This window comes from Novipirellula methanifontis (assembly GCF_052161655.1).
Lineage (GTDB): Bacteria > Planctomycetota > Planctomycetia > Pirellulales > Pirellulaceae > Novipirellula.
The window spans coordinates 862,508-887,047 of record NZ_CP197418.1; the positions used below are offsets into that span (position 1 = coordinate 862,508).

Sequence of the window (24,540 nt, forward strand, 5' to 3'; positions counted from 1 at the left end):
GGCGTTGCAGTCTCGACAGGCCAGCAGCCTGTCCCACATTCATTCGTGGCTTACGCTTGGACTTCGAAGATCGCTTCGATTTCGACCGCGATTCCACCAGGCAATGCGTTGGTACCCAGCGCACTTCGCGCTGCCACACCCGCATCTTCGCCAAAGACGTCGCGGAACAATTCGCTGCAGCCATTGATCACAGCGGGTTGTTTATCGAATCCGTCGGTACAGCGTACCAAGCCAAGCAGTTTGACCAGCCGGGTGACCTTATCGAGGCTGCCCAAATGAGCTTGAAGGGTCGCCAACATGCCGAGCCCGGTCAAACGAGCGGCGTCATAGCCGGCTTCGACATCCATATCCAACCCGAGACGACCAGTGATCAAGGACTTGTTGGGCTTTAGCGGGCCGTGTCCCGACAGGTAGGCCATGTTTCCTGCGATTACGATCGGCTTGTAAACACCGACGGGCTTGGGAGGGGTAGGCAGTTCAATTCCGAGTTCTTTTAGCTTTGCTTCAGCGCTCATCGGCTTAGGGGCTCCAGGTTGGATCGAGGACTTGGTGGGAATGCGAGTCATGTATTGTATAGGTTCAAGCAGGGATCGTACCCGGTTCGAGCACGCTTTCCAACGCGTCTGGTAAACGCATTTTCAAGAAGGCTTCTTTCCGTAGACAGCTTGCGGGTCAACCAGCCTCTCGTCGGCCACGGCCACGGTCCCGTCCTCTCGGACAGTGCGAAAGAAACAGCTTTCGAAACCCTCGTGGCAGGCGGCCCCCTTCTGCTCGACTTTCATCAGGATCGTATCGGCGTCACAGTCCACACGGATCTCGACGACCCGTTGTTGATGCCCGCTGGTTTCGCCTTTTCGCCAAAGTTGATTACGACTACGACTGAAATAAACCGCATAACCCGACTTGAGTGTTTCTTCCCAAGCCTGAGCGTTCATCCAGGCCATCATCAGCACGCGATTGGTCGTCGCGTCTTGAGCAATCGCTGGCAGCAAGCCATTGGTGCCAAGGCTGAAATTGGGAATCGGGGAATCATCAGTAGACATGGCAAATCACAAGGAGTTTTGAAAATGGGTGAGTCCAGCCACACAGCGGTGGTGGCATGGAACGGGGGCGTCAGCCCAATGTTATCTACGTTTGGCACTAAACGGGTGGTTTTTGTAGCGGTGCGGCGCAAGCCGCCCGGCCTAAATTGAACGTTTTTCTCGCTGCAGCCGAACGGCTCGCGCCGTACCGCTAACCAACGTAGTTGGCATTGGGCGTGAGTCGCAGGAAAACTCGCATTATAGAGCGATCCCGCAGCAGAGGAACGACTGGAAAATTCGGACAAACGCGTTCCCTCGTGTACCGCAAAGGAGTCGACAACCGAAAACAGAGGAACACGCCTCATGTCGGTCGGTACCTCCAAAGCAGCAGATCTTCTGGCAACGGCTTTCCCGCAAAGTCGCTGTCAGGATCGGAGTCTCATGCATCATGTCCAGTCCCGCTAAACTTTCCGTTGTCCTGGTCGTTCGTGATGGTGAAAGTCGGATTGTCGCCAGGGTCGAAAAAGTCATTGTTGGACTTGCGAAATTGACTCGTGATGTTGTGGAAGTGGTTGTTGTGGATGACGGCAGTCGCGATGCGACCCCCGAAGTGCTCGACGAACTGCAACAAGAATGCCCTCAAGTCCGCATCGTACGCCATTCACGTCCGCGTGGACTGGAAGCCGCGGGCCAGACAGGACTGGAGCGGGCCACAGGCGAATTGGTGTTTATTCAAGAATCGGACGCATCGATTCGCATCGAGGATTTGCAGAGACTACTCGAACTGAGCGAAGATCATTCCGTGGTCGCGGCACGAGCCGAGAGCAAAGCCGAACCGATCGCCCCGGCGCTGCTGCGACGTCTGCGAGCTTGGGGGACTTCTGCGGACTTGCAGATGGAAGTCGCATCCGAGATTGACGAAACGTCTTGTTTGCAAATGGTACGCCGACCGCATTTGCAGCGGCTCGCAGGTCCCACCGGGGACAAAATTCGTTTGCAAGGCGAGACGTTGAGAGCGGCGTCATTGGTCAGTTAGTTGCTACCCTGCTTACTTGCCCAAGCCTAAATCTTTCAGCTCGTCGGCCCAGGCTTCCCAATCGTCAGCCGCGGTTTCAAAATTCGCCTGCATCCAACGCACCGGTGACTCAGGCAACACTCGCGGTGGAAACTTGCTCGCTCGCGAGAGCGGTAATTGGCTGCTGTCGCCCATCGCCAATCGATCTTCGGTCTCAGGACGGACCAAATAATCCGCAAGCAATCCCGCGGCAACCGAGTGGGGTGCATTCTTTAGCACCGCAACCGTATTGGGGATGCGAAGTGTCCCGGGCTGGTCCGATGATTGGTCGGGATAAACGATTGCTACCGAGCGGCCTAGATCGCGTTCGATCACCGCGTCGTCGGTGTCTGTCAAACCCCACGCCACCGTGCCCGCTGAAACCGCCTGAGCCACTTGTTTATTGCCCGATAGGATAACGGCGTTATCACGGATTTCGGTCAGTTGCTTGAGTGTTGCTTCACGCCCCTGGATTTCACGCAAAACAGCAAAGTGCGTTGCCGTGGTGCCAAACAATGGCCGAGCCATCGCACATTGGTCCTTCCACTTTTTGTTGGCGAGATCGGAGACGGAGTTGGGATAGTTGCTTGGGTCCTTGATGAGCTCGGTATTTACAAGCAACACACGAGCACGCGCTGCGAACCCACACCACGAACCATCGCTGGCAATCATGTCGGTGGGCCACCCCGCTTCGACTTTCCACGATCGCTGCTCGAGCAAGCCCAGTTTTTGCAATCGCACGGTGTGCATGATTTCGTTGTTCCAGAACAAATCGCAAATCGGAGCCTCTTTTTCGGCGATGATGCGGTTGACCAAGCCCACCGTTTTCGTCGACTCGACGTCAAACTTGCGAATCACACTCGTTTCTTGGTCCGTCGTCCGTTCGAACGCGTCTAGAATCGGAGCAGCAAACTCTTCGTCCAGCGCCGAGTAGACCACCACATCACTCTCGGCACGCTGGACACAGCCGCTCGCCGCAAGAACGGCTGAACAGAGAACAAGAAACGAAGTAAACTGGGCGTATGAATGGAACACAATTTCAAATCGGGTTAGTGGCAGGGATCTTTTTCATTGGGATGGTCAATGCCACCCTCGCCGATGATTTTCGCAAAGCGAGCGGCCAGCATATCGAGATCACATCGGACATCGAATCCGATGCCGAGATCAACGAATTGGTGACCTCATTTGACGCAGCCGTCAACCAATGGCGTGACTTTTGGGGGCTGCCCGAGCACGCACTCGACTCATGGAGTGTGAAGGCGTTTGTGATGAAAGACAAGACGCCTTTTATGCGAGCCGGGCTGATCGATCCACGCGTTCCCAATTTTCAACAGGGATATGCGTTAGGGAATTCGATCTGGATGATGACGCAACCGAGCGAGTATTACACGCGTCATTTGCTGCTGCACGAGGGGGTTCACTCGCTTGCAAATGACCAATTCGGCGGTGCGGGACCGTCGTGGTTCATGGAAGGGACTGCAGAGCTATTAGCGACCCACGAAGGCCGCGGTGCCACGACAAGGATCAATCGCTTTCCCGCCGACCGAGATTCGGTACCGTACTGGGGACGCTTGAAATTAATCAGCCAACGACGCGACGAGGATAAAATTCCGACTCTCGAAACAGTGATGCGGTACCCTCGCGATTTGAACAGCGACGCCGAACGCTACGGTTGGTGCTGGGCTGCGGCGATGCTGCTGTCCGAGTACGACGACTATCGCGACGTGCTTGTCGCCTCAGCAAAAAGTGGACGTGACTCAGGAAGCAATTTTACGCGTCAAATATACCAGCGGCTCTTGCCCCAGTGGCCTGCCGTGATCGCCCGCTGGCGATTGATGTGCAACGAACTGGATTACGGTTTTGATTGGAAACGCGAACAAGTTGCCCTTTCTGTTCACGATCCTCAGTGGAATGGCCAAGCGATTTCACTGAACGTCGAAGCTGGCAAAGGATGGCAGTCACTAGGTGTCCGAGTCCCGCCAGGAATTCGCATAAATATTTCGGCTGAGGGGCGATGCGTTATTGCCAAACGCGAAAAAGTTTGGGAAAGCGAGGCAAGCGGAGTCACGATCCAGTACGCGAAAGGGCGTCCGCTAGGGCAATTAATCGGATGTCTGGTGTCGCTACGACACAGCGGGCAACCTGAGTGCGAGCCGCTTCCGATTTTTACTGTCGGCAACGCAACCGAAATCCAAACAACAGCTGAAAGTTGGCTGGTGCTTCAAATCAACGATTCGGTGGCTGATCGAGCAGATAATTCAGGCGGTTATACGGTAACGATCAGCCCTGAGAAGTAACTGGACTGAGCCAATAAGCGATCGGACACGCTTTTCGCTGATGATTCGTTTGTCGTTCTCAACGTAACTCGATTAAGCGAGTTAATCGGGTCAATTCGAAGATGTTGCGTAAATTGAGGTGGGTATTTTCCAGCACCAGCTTCCGACCGCTCTTGCGCACGAATAGCTGCAGCCGGATTAACTCCGACAATTCATGGCTGCTAATTTTCTCCACCTGGGAAAGGTCAACCAGTACGACTTCGTCGCTGCCCTGCTCGGCTTGTTGAGTTGCAATGATGAGCCAGTGGACTCGAGTTTCCGTAGCGGAGACAAAATTGCCTTGATGATCCAATCCAGCCGACATTTGTATCACTTCCCTTTTGAACGCTTGAAAAAGCATGAAGGGCTATTGCAGAGCATCCTGCATACCGTTGCACTTCAATCGGGTCTCACAGCAACCAATAGTGGTTAGCAGTCCGCTAACCGCGAGTAATGGAGGTTTCGTCGCCTTTGGGTGTTTGCTTCTTATTCGCGAAGTCGTCTGCAGTGCTTAAGAATGAAGCATGGAAGCCTCGATAGCGTGCAACCTGAGGAATGAGAACGACTTAGCAAGCAACAAATCGGTGTTCCGACATGCGAAATCACTATCGAGATCCTGAAGTCTGGATTCACTGATTTGAGCGAAAAGCAGTCCTGCAGAGGCGGTCCGTGTCCCTCTGGAGATGTCTGCAGGGCGCGCAGTGATAGCCTGTTAAAGCATTTGCATTCGATCTGTGATCTTGCAATGTCGATGAAGTATGCTTTTAGGCGGACCTAACGTATAATAAGGTTCCTTCCCAAAACCCCACCCAACGCACTCACGCTAACCGACATTAGAGAATGGCCCTAAATTACGGGGTCGGTCAGTTTGCGATCGCTGGCAGATCCCTCACCACCGCATCCAGCGACCCCAAATCGCATCGATTGTTAAAGTTCGGTCGATGGCGGGTGTCCCAATTCAGTTCTTACCCGTTCTGTCTCAACCGGTTCGTCCCACCTTTCCGTTGCAGATCCTCCTTGATTCGTCCCAACATCCTTCGCTGTTTTGCACTGACTACCTTGGTTGGCGTCGTTATGCCTTGCCTAACTGCGTGGTCGGACGAAGCCAAGGGCGACTCACAATCGCGTGGCGCCCAGATTTATGCCACGCAATGTGCTTCGTGTCATGGGGCACAGGGGCAAGGCGTCGAGGCTGAATATGCCGCTGCATTGACTGGCGATTCGTCGATTGGGCAATTGGCCGAGATCATTGCGGAAACGATGCCCGAGGACGATCCGGAATCGTGCGATGGGAAAGATGCCGAAGCGGTGGCGAACTACATTTTTGAAACCTTCTACAGCGAGGCAGCTCGTGTCCGCAATCGACCACCCAAGATCGGCGTGGCCCGTCTGACGGGCGACCAGTTGCGTCAGAGTTTGGCTGACTTATTCGCCCGGATGTCCGGCAGCAGTTGGAGTCACGAGGAACACGGAATCCGCGGCACCTACTTCGATTCGCCAAATTGGAAAAACGAAACAAAAAAGATTGAGCGGACCGATGCGGTGCTCGATTTTGATTTTGCTCATGATGGTCCCGGGGAAGGAATCAAACCCGAGGAATTCTATATCCACTGGGCTGGCTCGCTGATGCCAGAACGCAGCGGTGAATATGAAATCGTGCTGCGAAGCACCTGTTCCTGCAAGCTCTACCTGGGCGGCCCCCAACGAAGCTTTGTCGACAACCACGTGCAATCCGAAGGACGCACTGAGTTTCGGAAACGGATCTATTTGACCGCGGGTCGAGGCTACCCGATCAAACTTGAATTCACCCAGCGTAAACGCAAAACCGAGCAACCGCCTGCGTCGGTGTCACTTGCTTGGATTCCGCCGGGCGGAGTCGAAACCGTCATCCCTCAACGCCACTTTGTCTCGACAAGTTTTCCAGCCGCGTTTGCATTGCAAACCAAACTGCCGCCGGATGATCGTAGTTACGGTTACGAGCGGGGGACTGAAATCAGTCGCATCTGGGACGACTCAACGACTCAAGCGGCCGTCGAGTTTTCGAAACTTGTCGCGGATGAACTTTGGCCTCAGTACACACGGAAAAATAAAAAGAAGCCGAACCAGAACCGAGCTCATCTAAGAAGCTTTCTTGACGAGATCGTCAGTACTGCGTTTCGTGGTTCGCTCGACGATGCCACTCGCAAGGTTTATATCGACAAGCAACTCGATGCCACGGCAGATGACGCCGAAGCGATCCGCCGTGTCATGTTATTGACCATAAAATCACCTCGGTTTTTGTACCCGCTGATCGACACGAATCGTTCACGCTCTCAGCAGGCTGCCAATCGTTTGGCGTTGGTCATGTACGACTCGCTTCCCGCCGACGATTGGTTGCTGAAAAAGATCAGCAAAAACGAACTTGATTCGGCTCCGCAGATCGAACAAGCCGCCTGGAGCATGGTCAGCGACTATCGCACCGAAGCCAAGATGCGTGATTTTCTGACGCACTGGTTCGAAGTCGCCCAAAGCGACGAAATCAGCAAAGATGAGCAGGTTTACGCCGGTTTTGACAAAGCGGTTGTTAGCGATCTACGAGCCTCGTTTGACGCCATGATCGACGAGATTGTGTGGAGCGAGCCGAGCGATTACCGCCAATTTTTTCAAGCCGACTGGACCTACACCACGCCGCGACTCGCTGAACTATACGGGGATGCATGGAAGCCGAAATCTGAGCCCAAAGATGCATCCAAAGACAAAGCATCCGCGAAGGCGAATGGATTGGAACAAAACCCACTCGTGCGAAGCGTCAGCGATTCCAAGACGCGTATCGGGCTGCTGAATCATCCGCTATTGATGAGCAAGTTAGCCTACTACAAAACGACGTCGCCGATTCACCGCGGCGTGTTTTTGTACCGCCACATGTTTGGTCGCGTCCTGCGTCCACCGAACGCGGCGTTTTCCCCACTGAATGCTGATTTGCATCCTAAATTAACCACACGCCAGCGAGTCGAGTTGCAAACCAACGAAGTCAATTGCCAAGTTTGTCATGAAAAGATCAATGGCTTGGGGTTTGCACTCGAAGGCTTTGACGCGATTGGCCGTTTCCGCGAGAAAGAGAACGGAAGTCCGATCGATGCCAGTGGCAGCTACGAAGACCGCCAAGGTAACAAGGTCCAATTCAAAGACGCTCACGAATTGGCCGATTACCTTGTCAAAAGCGATGACGCTCACCGCGCGTTCGTGGAAGCTGCATTTGAATATTTCGTTAAACAACCGGTTGGAGCTTATGGCCCCGACAAACTATCGGAACTGACCGAGCGATTCCGAAACAGCGGCTTTAAAGTCCGAGACTTGATTGTGTGGATTGCTGCGACTGCGGCAACGGAACCTGTTACGAGCAACCAAGAAACCTGAGTAGAATCATGATGAACCAACCTCTATCTCGCCGCGATTTTCTGACCAAGCTAGGCGTTAGTGCCGCTGCGGCCAACTTTTTGTTTAGTCTGCCAAGCCTTGGTTGGGCCGCCTCGACCTCGGCTCGCAAGCAACGCATTGTTTTTCTATTCAGCCCCAATGGAGTGATCCCCGCTCACTTCTGGCCTGAAAAGGTAGGACGCGATTTTGACATCAAACGAATCCTGGAACCGCTAGCCGGATTCAAGGATCAAATGATGACACTGCATGGTGTGTGCAACAAAATCCAAGGCGACGGTGACGGCCACATGCGCGGGATCGGTTGCCTGTTGACTGGCGTCGAACTTTTCCCCGGTGACATCCAAGGCGGTTCGGATACGCCGGCGGGTTGGTCCCAGGGCATCTCGATCGACCAATACCTAAAAAACCAAATGCAAGCGGTTCCTGAAAAGCAAACGCGTTTTGGCTCACTTGAATTCGGCGTGATGGTGCCCGATCGTGCCGATACCTGGACACGTATGTCCTACGCCGGGCCAAACCAGCCTGTTGCACCGATCAGCGATCCCTATCAGATGTTCGACAAGTTGTATGGGCAAAGTAAGAATCGCGAACTGTTGGCCAGCGTGCTCGACGATTTGAGTGAAGATTTTCGTCGTGTCGAAAAGATGATCAGTAGCGAGGATCGTCGAATCCTCGAAGAACATGTCGCGATGGTCCGCTCGGTCGAAAAAGAGCTGCAAACCGAACTCGAGCAATCGAAAAAGAATGCCGACGTTGGACATGCGATCCCTGACATGCCTGCCAATGTCGAAACCGAAAACGACAACATGCCACAGATTGCAAAAATGCAAATCGAGCTGCTGGTTAACAGCTTTGCAGCCGACTTTGCTCGCGTGGCTACCTATCAAATTTCAAACAGCGTCGGAAACCCGAGAATGCGCTGGCTGGGAATTGACGAAGGACACCACGGCTTGTCGCATGAACCCGACAAGAACGAAGACGCTTACGAAAAACTGATCAAGATCAACACGTGGTACTGCGAGCAGGTGGCTTTCCTGGCAAAACGCTTGTTAGAAACACCGGAGCCTGATGGTAGTGGATCGCTGTTGGACAACACCACCATCGTGTGGACCAATGAACTTGGCAAAGGCAACTCGCATACGCGAGACAATATCCCGTTTGTGATGGTCGGCGGCGGACTTGGCTTCGATACCGGACGGGCATTGAAGTTTAATCGCGTCCCGCATAATCGATTGCTGCTGAGTTTTGCCGAAGCGATGGGACATCCCGTCGAGAGCTTTGGTAACCCAGACTACTGTGGCGACGGCGGACTGACCGGCTTGGTTTAAAGCTAACTGCTTACAACACACAAACGATCATTGCGGTCACGACCAGCACGGCAAAGCATAGCTGCCTTGCCCGCACGGTGATTGGTTGGTCGACGGCAAACCAACTCGCATCCACGTTCATCGAGAACGATTGGCTTGCATCAACACTCTTTTCACCACTCCATCGACTCGCCCAGATCACGGGCGAGGCTCGGCGAATGGGAAATGCCACGCACCAAGCGGCAAAACAGATCGATGCGACCGCCGCGATCACGATAGAAAATCCGGTCGATTGCATGCGAAACCCGTGAGCCGTCACTTGCGGGGGCGACGGTTCAGGCTTCAAAGCGGTATCCGTGGTGGGCAATGACGCTTCTTTTTTGTTCGGTGGCGTCAAACTTGCCAGCGATGGTGATGGCGTCGCCATCACGAACGAGATTTGGCTCACCAAGCTAGCATCGGTCATATTGCCAGATTCTTTCTCCGCTTTTGCTTGCATTTGAGCGGAATAGAACTGTGAGACTTCCGCTTGCCAGCGAGCGACCGCGTCGTCGGCCGAGATCGGTTTTGGCACGGAGGGTGTCTTAAGCTCAGCGACTGTTTCGGTTTTCGCATCAACCGGCATCGAGTGAAATGCAAGCACGAACGAAGAAATTGCAACAAGAATTAGGTCGCTGGCTTCTACTCGTCGAAACTTCGTCATCACCAATCATCCCTCCAAGGTGTGCCGGTAACCTTCCAAGGCGAACAAGTTACGGTGTAGTATCTATCGGTCAGCCGACCTGGGCTGGCCCAGTCATTTGTTCCGGTTCGGCGTTGGCTCACTGTGTTTCAAATCAAAATTTGTGGAGTTCGCCTCAAGCCGGACATCGATGCCGTTGTCCAAGCGGGGGGCGACGCCGTGGGATTGAATTTTTTCCCCCCCAGCGTCCGCTATCTCGACCCCGCGTCACCGATCACGACAGAGCTTTCAACGTACGCTCGCCAGTGCGGGCTTTTTCGGGTGGGGGTGTTTGTCAACAAACCGGCGGAAGAAATCCGGGACGTGATTGGCAAATCGGGCATCGATGCCGTCCAGTTGCATGGGGACGAATTGGTGTCGGACGTCGCGTTATATGCCAAATTGGGACTTCCGCTACTACGAGCGATAAAACTTCCTGCAGGAAAATTGACGGCAGCCAAGATCGACGAACACGTGCGTCCTTGGGTCGATGCGGGGTGCCAAGTCTTGCTGGATGCGGATGCTGGGGCCCAGCATGGCGGCAGCGGCCGATCGCTTGATTGGGAAAGCACCCGCCGATGGTCGGAGCAATTCCCCGCCGTCCGCTGGGTGTTAGCGGGAGGTTTGCGTCCCCAAAACGTCGCCGAGGCCATCCGTGTTTCCGGAGCTCGCAGCATCGATGTCGCCAGTGGAGTCGAATCACCGCGAGGCCAAAAATCGCCTGCACTGATCACTGAGTTCTGCGAGTCGGCGCGGAGTGCGTGGGGCTGATTTGCCGCTCGCAATTTTAAACCCCCACTTTGCCCCGTGCGAAAATCCGACTTTCTGTTTATCATGCGGGCTTGCGTGCGGTCTACAGTATCTGCACCAACCCTGAAAGCTTAAGTGCGTTCGGGGGATTGCGAACCAGCGGGAGTCCCTGTGTTCGGTCCGCAACCCCTCTGACGCGCTTATTCCATCCCCTTTTCCAACATTGGAGTATGCCTGTGTCACAAGTCGAAACCAAACGACTTCCTTACAAGGTCAAAGACATCAAACTGGCCGAGTTTGGCCGCAAAGAAATCCAGCTCGCCGAAAACGAAATGCCCGGCCTGATGGCTCTTCGTGAAAAGTACGGCAAATCGAAGCCGCTCGCCGGAGCTCGCATCGCTGGCTGTCTGCACATGACCATCCAAACCGCAGTTCTGATCGAAACATTGATCGAGCTCGGTGCCGAAGTGACTTGGAGCAGCTGTAACATTTTCAGCACCCAAGATCACGCAGCTGCTGCAATCGCAGCGGCTGGCATTCCCGTTTTTGCCTGGAAGGGCATGAACGACGAAGAGTTCGATTGGTGCATCGAGCAAACCTTGCACTTCCCTTCGGGCAAGCCGATCAACATGATCCTGGACGATGGTGGTGACTTGACCGCGATGGTTCACGACAAGTTCCCTGAACTGCTCACGGAAATTCGCGGTATCAGCGAAGAAACCACCGCTGGCGTGCATCGTCTAGAAGTCCTGAATCGTTCGGGCAAACTGCAAGTGCCTGCGATCAACGTCAACGACTCGGCCACGAAGAGCAAGTTCGACAACCTGTACGGTTGCCGCGAATCGCTCGCTGACGGCGTCAAGCGAGCCACCGACGTGATGTTGGCAGGCAAGGTTGCCGTGGTCTGTGGCTACGGCGACGTCGGCAAGGGATGTGCTCACTCGTTGCAACGTTATGGTTGCCGCGTGATCGTGACCGAAATCGATCCGATCAATGCATTGCAAGCTGCAATGGAAGGCTTCGAAGTCACCACGATGGAAGCCGCTTGTAAAGAAGGTCACTTGTACGTCACCACGACGGGCAACAAGGACATCATCCTTGGTCAACACATGACCGAAATGCCCGAAGACGCCATCCTTTGCAACATCGGTCACTTCGATACCGAAATCGACGTTGCTTGGTTGGAAGCCGAAGTGGCTGCCGGACGTGCGACCAAGGACGAGATCAAGCCATCGGATGTCGGTGCCGTTGATCGCTACACCTTCAAGGAAAGTGGTCGCAGCATCCTGATCCTGGCCAAGGGACGTTTGGTCAACCTCGGTTGTGCCACCGGTCACCCAAGCTTCGTGATGAGCACTTCGTTCACAAACCAAGTTTTGGCACAAATCGAATTGTGGACCAAGCATGGCGAGTACGAAACCAAGGTCTACATGTTGCCTAAATCGCTTGACGAAGAAGTCGCACGTTTGCACCTGGGCAAACTCGGCGTCAAGCTAACCACGTTGACCGCTGATCAAGCGGAATACATGGGCGTGCCAGTCGAAGGCCCTTACAAGCCTGACCACTATCGCTACTAGGTCGTACGGACTTTGCTAAGAACAACATCAAACTCGGCCCGTTAGCGGGCCGAGTTTTTTCATGGGCCTACGGTAAGTGATCGTCGCTTGGGGTAACATCACTGTCTGTTGGCCGTGTTGGCGCTAGCCTCCAAGCGTTTAACTCTGTCAGCTTTCCTCAAAACACGAATCAAACGATGCCACAAATCGCTCCTTTTGCTGCCCTGCGTTACAACTTGGACCACATCGGTTCCCTCTCGGACGTGATCGCGCCTCCCTACGACGTGATCGATCCGCAGTTGCAGGACGAACTGTACAAGAAGCACGCTGCCAATGTGATTCGCATCATCTTGAATCGTGCCGAACCCGGTGATTCCGAAGACGAAAAGTACGAGCGAGCTGCGAAGTTCGTTGACCAGTGGAAAAGCGAAGGAGTGCTAAAGCAGGATGCGGTGCCAGCCTACTATGTTTACCATCAAGAATTCACGATCGAGGGGCAAACGTTCAACCGCCGTGGATTCATGGCGCGGGTTCGCATCCAACCGTTCGGCGAAGGCAACATCTATCCTCACGAAGAGACGCATCCCAAGGCCAAGGTCGATCGTCTGAAACTGACTCAAGCGACCAAGCAAAACAACAGTCAAATCTTTGGGCTGTATCCCGATCCAGAAAACGCAATCATCGCGATGCTTGACGACGCGACGACGGGGGTCGAGGCGGTCGAGGCAGTGGATCATCTCGGAGTCAAGCATGTGCTTTGGCCGGTAACCGATCCGGCCGTGATCGCGAAAGTCAGCGAGTTAATGCAAGACAAACCGATGTTTGTTGCCGATGGTCATCATCGCTACGAAACCGCAGCGAACTACCGTGATCTCGTCACCAAAGAACAAGGGCCGCTACCGAGCGATCATCCTGCAAACTTTGTTATGACGATGCTGGTCGGCATGAGCGACCCAGGCATGATCGTCTTGCCAACGCACCGTTTGCTTCGTGGCACCGAGCGCTTTTCGTCTGCCGAAATCACCGCTCGATTGGCGGGAACCTTCGATTGCGAAATCGTCGCCGGTGGACTCGATGCCGCTAATACCGTTTGGTCCAACATGGAATCGGCCGACGACCAAGGCTTGATCGGATTGTACGCCTGCAAAGATGACACCTGGGTGCTCTGTAAAGCGACTGAGGGGGCCGCAGCAAAAATGGAAACGCTGGCTGCTAGTCAAAGCAAAGATTGGCAGGGGCTCGGCGTCAGTCTGCTGCATCGTTTGGTGATCGACGAACTGCTTCAATCCAAGGGACATTCCAAGCCGACCTATGTCCATGACGTTGAGGAATTGGTGCACGCAATGCGAGGCGAAGGCAGCCAAGCGGAAAGCGATAGTGATGAACCGTACACGTTAGCGGCATTGGTCATGCCAGCAAAATTGAGTCACGTCGAGGCAATCAGCCTGCACAAAGAACGGATGCCCGCCAAAAGTACCTATTTCTATCCAAAACTACTCAGCGGATTGACATTCAACCCCCTCAGCTAACTCGCAAACCCTATAGAGTGGCTTTGTGTGCCATAAAGCTGACGCAGCGGCGATCAAACCCGCGTCAAGTCGTTGCGGCTCGGTACCCCATTCAGGTTGCTAAGTGAGCAAATTGCGACCGTGAAACCTAGTTGATGGCAGACAACCAAAAACTACGCAGTCAAAGTTGACTCTGCCGGTTGCAGTGACTGGGTCAACTAGGCATTATTGTACGGTCTGGGAGAAGAACGTAGTCTTCGTGTCTTCCCAATGAGAAACCCACAAGTCCACGACTACTTAGGAAAGATCTGATGAAGCGAGTTTTGATTGCTGTTTGTGCTGTTGCCGTATCGAGCATGCTTGTTCCAAGCATCGCACAAGCTGGCCTTTTCGGTTGCAAGCACAAGGACGATTGCTGCGAAGCAGCACCTGTTTGTGCCCCAGTTTGCGAACCAGCCCCCGTGTGCTGCGAGCCAGCGCCAGTATGCGAACCAGCACCGGTTTGCTGCGAGCCAGCCCCCGTATGTGCGCCAGCTCCTGTTTGCTGCCCCGCTCCTCCGGTTGAAGTAACTTGGTGTGTGATCGACCCTCGCACTTGCTGCCCCGTCGAAGTCACCGCATGTGTACCTGCCGAATGTGCTGGTCAAGTTCCAGCCTTGGTTAACTGCCGCAAGGGTTTCTTGCATCGCAACGTGTTGACATACAAGTTCGATTGCTGTGGCCACTGCGTTGACGTTGTGGTTACCAAGCACGGTCGCGCAATCGTCCGCAGCTAGTTCCTGCTGCCGTCCGAATTTAATGTGCGAAACAACGCAGAGTGTTTCGCCATACAAGCAAAGAGTCGAACCGTTACCGGTCCGGCTCTTTTTTTATGCGCTGACCGCCCTGATCGACAAAGGTGGATGGCACCTACTTTGGTTTCTCCCCACCTATTTCCAGTTTGATGGGGAGAAAGCAATTCATAATGGGAACGAAAGTTGCTTGCTCTCTCTCTGTCTCGTTATCGATGGAATCCCCCAATGACAACACTACGCTGCACATGCGGACAGACATTCAAAGTCAGGCCAGAACAGGCTGGCCAGATCGTCACCACGCCTTGCTGCAAGACGCGGGTCCGCGTACCTGCACGCCAAGTTGCTGCGGCCGCGAAGCCTAGCGATCGCATTGACGTTAAATGTCCTTGTGGCCAAGTGTTGGCAGTTGCCCGCCCCAAAGTTCCGGTCGAAGTGACGTGCCCGTCCTGCAAGCAGCGTCTGCGTTTGGGTGGGGCTGCAGCAGCGTCCACATCTCAACAGTCCTCAGGGAGCGATAATTTATTCGACGCTTTGCCGCCGCCTGGAGCGACCCCAGCTTGGTCTCCACCAACGGCACCGCAGGCTCGCCCAGCGTCAAGTAGTTTTGCTCCTCCGCCGCGTCCGGCAAAAAAAACTTCTCAGAAACGCTTGCCCCGACTTGGGGTATTGGAGGATGGGTTTGGGACGCCGATCCTGATCATTGGTGCCCTCACGTTCTTGGGGATCTTTGGGACGCTGGGCGTCTATTTGCTCAGTCAAGCAAGCGACAATATGGCTTTGGCCGCGGCCTCGGAAGACTGGCAGCCAACCGAAGGCAAAATCTTGGAATCCGGATTTACAGTTCGTGGTGTTCAAAAAAGGAAACAGGCTGCGACCACTCGTGTTCGCTACCAATACAAAGTTGACAGTGCTACATATACCGGAACGACGCTGTCGTTCGAGAAGCAGGATTCGTTCTCGCCTGCGGTGGCGGAAGCGAAGTTGCAGCCGTACCCACCCGGAGCCGATTGTACCGTCTACTACGATCCGCAATCCCCGTCAAACAGTGTGCTAATTAAAGGGGTGCAAAGCAGCAATCAACTGTATTTTTGGTTAGGGCTTGCTTCTATCTTGTGCGGGGTCGTGCTGGCGATCGACTGCGGTCTCGGTGCCATCAATGCTCACCGCTTTCCACCTCCAAAGGTTCCCCTGTTCTAGTTCTGGCCACCTTGAAATCTGCGTCTAAGGAAAGAGCGGGAATTTGTTCTTGGGTTTCGACGAGGCTGCCGTCGCCAGACAGCGGAAATTTACGTTCTGGCGAGCGTAGTCACGACAGCAGTAAAGCGATTGTTCCTAAGCTCTGGGCCATCCCGGTACCCTTGATACGCCGTTGGACTCTCCACGTGAAGGCCCGGGGAGTTTAAGATAGCGGGTGGGAAGGCAATTGCCTCTGCTCGCCCTCCGCTTGACTCCCCTTCCATCCCACCTTTCCGCGATAAACGTGCACTGTGAACGACTCGGGCGACAAGAATTGGCGAATCCGAGTAAACAACGAGACGCTTGGCCCGTTCTCGGAGGTCGAGATGCGTCATTGGCTCGCGGAGCATCGCACCGAAAAGTCCGAAGTCCAACAGGGCAATAGCGATTGGTACCCAGCTGCGGTGATCCTGCAGCGTTTCAAAGAACTCGCTCGCACCGGGATCTATTTGCGAGTCAAGGGCCAGGTCGAAGGTCCATTCACGCCGCAGCGTGTGGTCCAGCGAATCGAACAACTTGGCGATGCCGAAGTGGACGCTCGAGAAGGCATTGACGGATTTTGGGTTTCAGCAAAAGTCATCATGCGAGAGCTCAGTCCCAATTCGCTCAATCTCACGTCCCCGGGCAACGCGGCGACGCCCCCAAGCAAATCGGCGTCCCAGACGCCAATCACTCCCAAGCCCCCTGCCGTTTCAGTTGAAAAGAAACCGCCAGTTCCTCAACCGTCAGGCACCGCTTCCTCGGGACTCTCTTCCACCGTCCGCGTTTGTTGTCCGGTGTGTAAAGCGACGCTGCAAATTCCAGACGACCAGCTGGGAAAAACCATTCGCTGTGCGTCATGCAAAAAGCAGATCCGAGTGGTAGGCAAGTCGACTTCGGCGAGCACTTCGGCTCCCGCACGCCCCGCACCGACTCAGCATGAAAACCCGGTTGACGACGACGTGGTCACGCTCGGAGAAAACGATTTCGCGGATCAGGTTCCGGCGAGTCCGGCTCCCGATCTATCGGCACCCCTGTTTGCACCGTTCGACAATCTCGCGCCGATCAGCCCGGCTGCGACCCCGAGGCCGTACATCGCGCCGCAACCTCGCCCCGTAACAAACCCTTATGCAACGCCCGGTCCCGTCGCGGCATCTCCGTACGCAGGAGCGTCGTATGGGGCGGCACCTCCTAACCCTGCGCTGTACATCGTTCCAGGAGCCTTGATTGCGATCTTTTCATTCACGATGTTTGCACTTTCGTGCTTTGGCATCGTCATGAATCTGTTGGCGGTATTCGCATCGAAACCAAACGATTCCGATGTGGCGTTATTCATCGTGCAAATTGGCTTCGCCGCCATTTGGATTGTGTGCTACACCGTGATTTTCGTGGGCGCAGTCCACATGATCCTCCGTCGCAACCTGACGTTTTCAAGGACTTCGGCCATAATGGCAACGATTCCTTGCATCGGGTTCCCTTTCGGTTGTCTGCTATTTCCCGTTGGCGTTATCAGCTGCGTCGTCTTGTTTATGCGGGACGCTAAACGTGCATTCCAGTCGTAGCCATCGATGCGTCCTAGTTCAAGATCGACTTGACATCGGCCATGATTGCATCGATGTCAATCTTGCTGGTTGCATACGTTCGCGCCGAAACCACTTGGCTATCGCTGGCGACAACAATCGTGACCGGAGCGTCGTTGGTCAACCGATAGTTTAACGGTCCTGTTTCGGACTCTTTCGCCACCACAAACGGAATGTGCTTGGCCGACGTTTTTTTAGCTAACTCGGTCGCGGATGTCTTCAGCTTCCCTGCGTCTTCGCCCAGTAGCGTTACAAAGCTGCTCAGGTGCGACGCTTCGTTCTGTGCCACTGCGGCATCAAGCTCCTTGACCAACTCGGACAGCTTGCCGTCGGTTTGGCGTGCAAACACCATTACCATGGGGCGCGAACCGTAGCGGCATCGGTAACAGATCTCTTGCTCAACATCGACTCCGTCCTCCTCGGCACCGGCGATTTTCGTAACGTAGAAGACGCCAATCGGGTCTCCTTGCTTTAGGCCCACTTCGCTGGTGGCATCGGCGGCCAAGGCGTTTGAGACGGAAAGGGCGAGCAAAAGCATCGAACAAGCAAGCAAACGCGACATCGAACTTTCTCCGAGAAAGAGAATTTGAATTTTAGATTTCAGCAGGGAAAAGCAAACCGAAGCGAGTGCCCGGCTCACAAAAAGCCAGTGCACAACGCACCTAACGCAAGACATTGAGTTACAATTGGCGATCCGAGTGAAGAGCCTGAACCCGCAACTCCATCTAGCGTGATTCCACCTAGCAATGACCGGCGAAACGGTACTCCCGCCACTTCGCATACGCCTGTGATGAACGTCATCAAAGGGTTTGAGGGAAAAGCGAGCAGCAGACCTCTGTCACTCGCCCCCATTATTGCCACGTCCGATGCTGGGCACACCCCTAAGTGGTGTCGAATCTCCGTTTCTGTCCGCATTCGCCTTGCCCACCCGTAAATTAGGTCTCCGCTAGTTCGACTGTATCAATTTGTGAGCCGAACGCGCTAGCGTCGGGCCGCCGCTCGGTAAAACGTTGGCAAAATGAAGTCCGCAGCTAGCACCGTCGGCTCACAAATACACGGAAAACGAAAAAATAGGACCGTCGAACTAGCAAGATTGCGCTCTAGTGAAGCGGGCTGGAGACTTATAAACTTAGAAGATATGGACCAAACTGTTACCCCATTGAGCGATGAGCAAGTTCATCGCATCTCCAAAGCGATCGCGGACCCGCAGCGATTCGCGATTTTGACTTGTATCGCCAGCGAACTTGAAATCGCCTGCAAGTCGCTTGTGGACGAGTTTCCAATCACTCAAGCAACGATTTCGCATCACCTAAAAGAACTGGTCGCGGCGGAGTTGATCCATTCGCGACGTCAGGGGCAGTTGGCGATCTTGTCTTGTCGCCGCGATATATGCGAAAGCTACACCCGGTATTTGGCAGAGCGACTGGTCAATCCGAGTTCGGATTCTCCGTCGAAACATCCTAAACCGCCTCTTCCTAAATGAACTGATGTGCACTTCGGCGGAACTTGATCGCGAAGTCCAGATTCATGACCGCAGGATTTGCAATCCATGAGTTCGATGCCCCCGCGTGCCCAATGCCTGATCAGTTTTGGCAGTAATTTAGGCGACCGTGATACTGTGATTGCGGAAGCGGCAAGGAGGGTCGTTGCGTCGCCAATGGTCCAGGGGTTCGCCGCGAGTCGGCTGTTTGAAACGCCTCCTATCGGTGGCCCCAGCGGCCAAGATCCGTTTTTGAATGCGGTTGGCGCATTCGAAACATCCCATTCAGCACGCGATATCCTTGGATTCCTGCAGTCAATCGAAGACGAGCTGGGGCGACAGCGTCGCCGGCGATGGGACGCGCGGTCGATTGACTTGGACGTGGTGCTGCATGGCAATCTAGTCGGAGGCGGCGCAGCGTTGATTGTCCCCCATCCTCGCTACACCGCTCGTCAATTTGTGCTGCAACCGGCGTGCGATGTCGCCGCCCATTACCGCGACCCGCGATTTGGATGGACGCTTGGGGAATTGAGTGTCCATCTGTCGGCCGGCAACGCCTCGTTGGCACTTGTCGGGGGCGACGACGCGATTCGGCAACAGCTTTGCGATCGGCTGAGCAGTGAGCATGGGATTCGCACGTTTGCCGCGACCCAGCCAACGAATTCGGGGGTGGCGCTCGACGAAGCCATGTCAGGGCGGTGGAAGAAGGACACTCGAGTCAGCGATGTCCCAAATGGGGCCCAGGCATCATCAATGGAGTCCTCGTCAACAGAACTGGGGGAGCCGATCGTCGTCCAGGGGGATGAGCCCTGGGTTTCTGCCTATGTGCCGCGGCTTCCGCTCGCCCCGTTGTCCGCCGAGCGTTCGCAGTTCGTTTCGTCACCGCGTCCGATTCCGAGCCAAGGTCAAAGTCAAGGACCTAGTGGCAAGGAGGCCAGTGGCCTCAAGTCATACGAAAAGCAGAGTGCAGAAGCCACGATTCCTCGGCTGGTCGCGCGAATGCAGTGGGCAACGGCGGACACACGTTGGCCGGCCCCGCATCAAATGTGGCCTGCCGGAGGGCGGTGGCCTGAATACCGTCTTGAGATCGACAACCTCGATTGGGCAGTTACCGAACTTGCCTCGGCGATCGGGTCGATGAGGTGTTCGGTGCGTCCGGTGACTGAGGACGGCATGTGGTGGCAGTGAACGGAAGTGCCCTGCGGCCAGAAATGTGATTGGTTACTTGCCAAGTTGTGTTGTGAGGCGAGTTGCATCGCAAGGCTTTTTTTGAGCTTGGTACCGACTTGCGAGGGTGCTTCAACCCCGAACTTTGCGGATCAATCGGGCGATGATGGCGGATCGCCGTACTTTTCGTGCGACACAATGTCGCTTTGTGGATGGCTGGTATTGCCTTAGTGCATGTTCGCACACAATACTGTCTCCCTAATCGCTGTATGATTACGGCAATTCTCTGAACCACTCGGTGTCCATTTTCTCTACCCCTGCGAATCTGGTCGCGTTTTCACGCGCGGCGACCATCAATTATGCAACGGTTTCTCTTTCCACGCTGGGTCAATCGATTTCTTATGGTTCTGGCTGCTGCCATCGTTGGAGGCGGCATTTATGCCGGCGCCATGGGCGGGCTGGTTACAGATCCAAAGACACTGAACATTGGCTACCAACCTGAACAACCGGTCCCCTTTAGCCACGCGATTCATGCGGGGCAGCTAAAGATGGACTGTCGTTATTGCCACAACACAGTTTTCGACTCGGCTCACGCTGCTGTGCCACCGACAGCGACTTGCATCAATTGTCACAGTCCTGCGAATGACCAAGGTCAGACGGCATTGGCATCGGTGCGAACCGAGAGTGACAGACTGAAGCCGATCCACAAGAGTTGGGAAACGGGCCGCAGTATGGCTTGGAAACGAGTCCACAATTTGCCCGAGTTCGTCTACTTTAACCACGCTGCTCACGTGAATTCCGGCGTCAGTTGCAAGACTTGCCACGGTCGAATCGACCAGATGGACGTCGTTGCTCAACACGAAGAGCTTTCGATGGCATGGTGTATCACCTGTCACCGAAACCCCGATCCTCATTTGCGTCCCAAAGAATTCGTGACCAAGCTCGACTGGGAACCCCCAGCGGATTGGGACCAAGAAGCGTTCGCCAAGCATAAGCGTGATCCTGAAGGCGAAAACATTAACCCGCAGGTCCATTGTGCGGTTTGTCACCGTTAGTTCCGCAGCCATCGGGTGTGTCCAAGGCGGAGTTAATTGCTCTGCGTCGGTGATCCCCGAGACACTGCTGAATCTCGTTTTTTACAGATAATTTCGTATCGCCTAATCGCAAATCTTTGCAATGACCTCCATCCACTCACCACGTAAATCCAACAACGGTTCGCGAATGCTTGTTGACCTGCCTCAGGCCGGTGTGTCGCACGAATCCAGTCAAGCTGCGGTTGATTCGGCGGCGCGCGATTCGGCCAGCAATGACTCCGCAAATCAGGATGGGTTTGCCGGATCCTCGTCGTCGCCACGCACACGCTATTGGCGAAGTCTTTCGGAGATGCAGGACAGCCAGGACTTCCAGCAATTCATTGATCGCGAATTTCCCGTTGCTGCTTCGGAATATCCCGATGGCGTTTCGCGACGTCGCTGGATGCAGTTGATGGGTGCGTCGTTGGCAGTTGCCGGCGTCGGCGGATGCCGTTACTCCGAAGAATCGATCGCTCCGTTTGTGATCCGCCCCGAAGGCCGATTGCCTGGCGAATCGTACAGTCGTGCCACTAACTTCGAGCTTGCTGGTCGTGTTTACAACCTGCTGATTAGCTGCGTTGACGGTCGTCCGCTGAAGATCGAGCCCAACACCGAACATCCTACGGGCACCGGGACCGACGTTTTCTCGCAAGCTTCGATCCTCGGTCTGTATGATCCCGACCGTGCTCGTGGCGACGAAGGTTTCCTGGTTCGCAAGGGTTCGAAACGACGCGAAAATGCCACCTGGGAAGATTTTCAGCCGTACGGCCAAGGTCTGATTCGTGCCGCTGCAGCCAATAACAAAGGTGCTGGATTGGCCGTTTTGATGCCGCCCACGGCATCGCCTTCGTTGGTCCGCATGTTGTCGGCACTGAAGAAGAAGTGCCCTTCAGCAACGCTCGTTCGCTACGATGGCGTTCATGGCTCCGCGATGCGCGACGCGACCAAGACCGTCTTCGGTAAGCCTGCAAAACAGGTGCTCGATCTGTCGGACGCCAAAGTTATCGTGACGCTGCAAGCTGACATTCTCGGGAATGACCCGAGCATGATCTCTAACGCCAATGCCTTTGCGAAGAATCGCGATCCAATCGAAGGCGAGATGAGTCGGTTGTACGTCGTTGAAGGTGGGTTCACATCCACTGGCGTGATGGCTGATTCGCGATTGGCATTGCGGCCTAGCCAGATGCCCGCGTTCTTGAGTGAACTGGGGCGCCGCGTCGAAAAACTTGCCGCCGGTGAGTCGCACGAACACGCCAAGGAAACCAAGGCCTACGACGAGTTGACTCATCCTGAGCGTCTCGAGCGATTCCTCGATGTGCTTTCGCATGACGTTGCCGAAGCGGGCGATGCAGCTGTCGTGGTGGTTGGCGAGCATCTTGGTGCCGAAGCAATCGCAGCAGGCATCGCGTTGAATAAGAAGCTTGGTTCATTTGGCAAAATCCAAAAGTTTGCTCCCGAAGTCGACGGTGAACTCGCCGGTTCGGTCTCGCTGGGCGATTTGGTCAAGAAGATGAATGACGGCGGAGTGGAGTCGCTGCTCATTCTAGGCGGCAACCCTGTTGTGACCGCTCCAGGCGATGTGGATCTACTGTCGGCGATCAGTAAGGTCGAGAATACCGTCTATCTAGGCGAATACGACGACGAAACCGGCTTGGCATGCACTTGGTCGCTGCCGTTGGCTCATCCGCTCGAGTCATGGGGCGATGTGGTCAATGACGCAGGTTTTTATGGCGTTTGCCAGCCTCAGATTTTGCCGCTGCTCGGCGGTCGTGCTGCAATCGAAGTTCTTGCATCGATGTTGGGCGAAAAAGAGGTTGAGGGATCGGAAATCGTTCGCCGTACGGCGGATGGCGTGTCAGGTTCGTCGCTCAGTAATCGCCTTTGGCGAGAGCTGTTGCACGATGGCTATGCAAAAGATTTGACGGTCAGCGAAGAACTCAACGCCAACACGCAAGACAAAGCTCTCACCAGCAAGGCACCTGTCGCAATTTCGGTTGACGAATTGGATCAGGATGATTTTGAAGTCATCTTCGTTCCTGCGGACGGGATTTATGACGGCCGCTTTGCCAACAACGGCTGGCTGCAAGAATTGCCTCAAGCCCTGACTAAGCTGACCTGGGATAACGCCGCGCTGATCAGCCCGTCGACCGCCAAAAAACTTGGTGTTCACCACGGTTTGATGATCGCACTGACTCAAGGTGACGGCATGATCGAAATGCCTGTCTACGAATTGCCTGGTTGTGCCCCCGGCGTTGTAACCGTCGCTATCGGCTACGGTCGCAAACGAGCGGGCATGGTGGGCGGATTCACCGAAGAGGACGTCGACGCAGTCGGAACCAATGTTTCACCGCTGCGAACAAGCGATCAGATGTTGGTTTCCTACAAGGTCGAAGCTCGTCCTCGCTTTAGCGAATACGAATTGGCAACCACTCAAGATCACTGGGCTATTGACGAGCGGGGACGTGAGGAAACCGAGCGTCGCAGTTTCTCGTTGATTCGCGAAGGCACCGTCCAGTTGCTCGACAAGGTGCCTGAGTTCGCCGAAGTACGCGGCCCTCACGTGCCCAAAGTGGGCAAGGACGACGGCGGTTCGTTGTGGCAAGAACCGATTCAGAAAATCGAAATGGAAAAGCCGTTCCTGCCTCAATGGGGTATGGCAATCGACTTGTCCAAGTGCACTGGCTGTAACGCGTGTGTGGTAGCATGCCAGAGCGAAAATAACGTGCCAATCGTCGGTAAAGAACAGGTCAGCAACAGTCGCGAAATGCACTGGTTGCGAGTGGATCGCTACTTCCAAGGCGACGAAGAAAACGCCGATGTAGTCCAGCAGCCTGTCGCGTGTATGCACTGCGAAACGGCTCCTTGTGAACAAGTTTGTCCTGTTGCTGCAACCGTGCACACTGACGAAGGTCTGAACGCGATGGCGTACAACCGCTGTATCGGTACTCGTTACTGTGCGAATAACTGTCCGTTTAAAGTGCGCCGCTTCAACTACTTCAACTTCAACGAGCAAGTCGGCGTGGGCTACGGCGTCAAGGCCTACCCAAGTTCGATCGAATCGGCCAATCGCCAACTTCAAGCGTTGGTGCTCAATCCCGAAGTGACCGTTCGCGGTCGTGGAGTGATGGAAAAGTGCACCTACTGTGTCCAACGCATCGAAGGTGCCAAGATCAACGCCCGCAAAGATGGCGGCCGTCCGGTTGCCGATGGCGAAATCGTCACCGCTTGCCAATCGGCATGTCCAACCAATGCGATTGAGTTTGGCAATGTTGCCGACCCGAACTCGAAGGTGTCCAAGAAGCACGCCGACGTTCGCAGTTACGGCATGTTAGGCCAATTGAACATCAAGCCACGCACTGAATACTTGGCTCGCGTTCGCAACCCGCACGTTCGATTGATGACCCGCAATCAATTGGTCGACTTGGCTGAGATGAAATCGCCGCACCATGGCCACGACGACCACAAAGGCCACGGCGAAGGTGATCACCATGATTCCGATCATGCGGCTGCTGCCAAGCACGATGGAAATCACGACAAAGAGCATGGTCACGATGATGACCATGAACCCAAAAAGTAAGACT

The 24,540-nt window shown here is 54.8% G+C and carries 19 protein-coding genes; 13 read left to right on the forward strand and 6 right to left on the reverse strand.

The window, feature by feature from the left end:
- Window positions 1–50: 50 nt before the first annotated feature.
- Together SH528x_RS03020 and hisI are read right to left on the reverse strand one after the other, a co-directional pair.
- Window positions 51–515 (reverse strand): RidA family protein, encoded by a 465-nt coding sequence (locus SH528x_RS03020; protein ID WP_442509055.1) that lies wholly within the window; start codon window positions 513–515, stop codon window positions 51–53.
- A gap of 123 nt (window positions 516–638) precedes the next feature.
- A complete protein-coding gene (gene hisI, locus SH528x_RS03025; RefSeq protein ID WP_442509056.1) occupies window positions 639–1,043 on the reverse strand; it encodes a phosphoribosyl-AMP cyclohydrolase in 405 nt (134 codons plus the stop codon).
- Window positions 1,044–1,470: 427 nt separating this feature from the next.
- Here hisI and SH528x_RS03030 point away from each other — a divergent pair, with 427 nt between their 5' ends.
- Complete coding sequence (locus SH528x_RS03030; RefSeq protein WP_442509057.1) at window positions 1,471–2,058, forward strand: glycosyltransferase; 588 nt, start codon at window positions 1,471–1,473, stop codon at window positions 2,056–2,058.
- A 12-nt stretch (window positions 2,059–2,070) separates the two neighbouring features.
- Here SH528x_RS03030 and SH528x_RS03035 read toward each other — a convergent pair whose 3' ends face one another.
- Window positions 2,071–3,111, reverse strand: a complete 1,041-nt coding sequence (locus SH528x_RS03035) for an extracellular solute-binding protein (RefSeq protein ID WP_442509058.1) — start codon at window positions 3,109–3,111, stop codon at window positions 2,071–2,073.
- Between SH528x_RS03035 and SH528x_RS03040 the strand changes: the two genes are divergently transcribed.
- Window positions 3,099–4,373 (forward strand): hypothetical protein, encoded by a 1,275-nt coding sequence (locus SH528x_RS03040; protein WP_442509059.1) that lies wholly within the window; start codon window positions 3,099–3,101, stop codon window positions 4,371–4,373. The genes SH528x_RS03035 and SH528x_RS03040 overlap by 13 nt on opposite strands.
- 58 nt (window positions 4,374–4,431) lie before the next feature.
- Here the strand turns inward: SH528x_RS03040 and SH528x_RS03045 are convergent, their stop codons facing one another.
- Entirely contained in the window at window positions 4,432–4,716 is a 285-nt protein-coding gene (locus SH528x_RS03045) for an STAS domain-containing protein (protein WP_442509060.1), read from the reverse strand.
- Window positions 4,717–5,465: 749 nt separating this feature from the next.
- On the opposite strand from SH528x_RS03045, the gene SH528x_RS03050 reads away from it, so the two are divergent.
- Both SH528x_RS03050 and SH528x_RS03055 read left to right on the forward strand, forming a co-directional pair.
- Window positions 5,466–7,787: a DUF1588 domain-containing protein gene (locus SH528x_RS03050; protein WP_442509061.1), complete on the forward strand. Its 2,322-nt coding sequence runs from the start codon at window positions 5,466–5,468 to the stop codon at window positions 7,785–7,787.
- A gap of 8 nt (window positions 7,788–7,795) precedes the next feature.
- Window positions 7,796–9,136 carry a DUF1552 domain-containing protein gene (locus SH528x_RS03055; protein WP_442509062.1) on the forward strand — a complete coding sequence of 447 codons (1,341 nt, stop codon included), beginning with the start codon at window positions 7,796–7,798 and terminating at the stop codon, window positions 9,134–9,136.
- Window positions 9,137–9,146: 10 nt separating this feature from the next.
- On the opposite strand, the gene SH528x_RS03060 is transcribed toward SH528x_RS03055, so the two are convergent.
- A complete protein-coding gene (locus SH528x_RS03060) occupies window positions 9,147–9,821 on the reverse strand; it encodes a hypothetical protein (protein WP_442509063.1) in 675 nt (224 codons plus the stop codon).
- A 120-nt stretch (window positions 9,822–9,941) separates the two neighbouring features.
- Here SH528x_RS03060 and SH528x_RS03065 point away from each other — a divergent pair, with 120 nt between their 5' ends.
- The 5 genes from SH528x_RS03065 to SH528x_RS03085 all read left to right on the forward strand — a co-directional run bounded on the left by SH528x_RS03065 (window position 9,942) and on the right by SH528x_RS03085 (window position 17,221).
- Window positions 9,942–10,607, forward strand: a complete 666-nt coding sequence (locus SH528x_RS03065) for a phosphoribosylanthranilate isomerase (RefSeq protein ID WP_442509064.1) — start codon at window positions 9,942–9,944, stop codon at window positions 10,605–10,607.
- Between the two features lie 215 nt (window positions 10,608–10,822).
- Window positions 10,823–12,163 carry an adenosylhomocysteinase gene (gene ahcY, locus SH528x_RS03070; RefSeq protein ID WP_442509065.1) on the forward strand — a complete coding sequence of 447 codons (1,341 nt, stop codon included), beginning with the start codon at window positions 10,823–10,825 and terminating at the stop codon, window positions 12,161–12,163.
- A 176-nt stretch (window positions 12,164–12,339) separates the two neighbouring features.
- Window positions 12,340–13,671, forward strand: coding sequence for a DUF1015 domain-containing protein (locus SH528x_RS03075; RefSeq protein ID WP_442509066.1), 1,332 nt, complete (start codon window positions 12,340–12,342; stop codon window positions 13,669–13,671).
- Between the two features lie 998 nt (window positions 13,672–14,669).
- Entirely contained in the window at window positions 14,670–15,641 is a 972-nt protein-coding gene (locus SH528x_RS03080; RefSeq protein ID WP_442509067.1) for a DUF3592 domain-containing protein, read from the forward strand.
- Between the two features lie 290 nt (window positions 15,642–15,931).
- Window positions 15,932–17,221 carry a hypothetical protein gene (locus tag SH528x_RS03085; RefSeq protein WP_442509068.1) on the forward strand — a complete coding sequence of 430 codons (1,290 nt, stop codon included), beginning with the start codon at window positions 15,932–15,934 and terminating at the stop codon, window positions 17,219–17,221.
- A gap of 13 nt (window positions 17,222–17,234) precedes the next feature.
- On the opposite strand, the gene SH528x_RS03090 is transcribed toward SH528x_RS03085, so the two are convergent.
- The gene (locus SH528x_RS03090) at window positions 17,235–17,801 is read right to left on the reverse strand and encodes a hypothetical protein (RefSeq protein WP_442509069.1); all 567 of its coding nucleotides are present in this window, start codon (window positions 17,799–17,801) and stop codon (window positions 17,235–17,237) included.
- Between the two features lie 576 nt (window positions 17,802–18,377).
- On the opposite strand from SH528x_RS03090, the gene SH528x_RS03095 reads away from it, so the two are divergent.
- The 4 genes from SH528x_RS03095 to SH528x_RS03110 all read left to right on the forward strand — a co-directional run bounded on the left by SH528x_RS03095 (window position 18,378) and on the right by SH528x_RS03110 (window position 24,536).
- Complete coding sequence (locus SH528x_RS03095; RefSeq protein WP_442509070.1) at window positions 18,378–18,722, forward strand: ArsR/SmtB family transcription factor; 345 nt, start codon at window positions 18,378–18,380, stop codon at window positions 18,720–18,722.
- Between the two features lie 66 nt (window positions 18,723–18,788).
- Window positions 18,789–19,907: a 2-amino-4-hydroxy-6-hydroxymethyldihydropteridine diphosphokinase gene (gene folK / locus SH528x_RS03100; RefSeq protein ID WP_442509071.1), complete on the forward strand. Its 1,119-nt coding sequence runs from the start codon at window positions 18,789–18,791 to the stop codon at window positions 19,905–19,907.
- A gap of 338 nt (window positions 19,908–20,245) precedes the next feature.
- Window positions 20,246–20,941 carry a cytochrome c3 family protein gene (locus tag SH528x_RS03105; protein ID WP_442509072.1) on the forward strand — a complete coding sequence of 232 codons (696 nt, stop codon included), beginning with the start codon at window positions 20,246–20,248 and terminating at the stop codon, window positions 20,939–20,941.
- A 121-nt stretch (window positions 20,942–21,062) separates the two neighbouring features.
- A complete protein-coding gene (locus SH528x_RS03110) occupies window positions 21,063–24,536 on the forward strand; it encodes a TAT-variant-translocated molybdopterin oxidoreductase (RefSeq protein ID WP_442509073.1) in 3,474 nt (1,157 codons plus the stop codon).
- Window positions 24,537–24,540 lie beyond the last annotated feature (4 nt).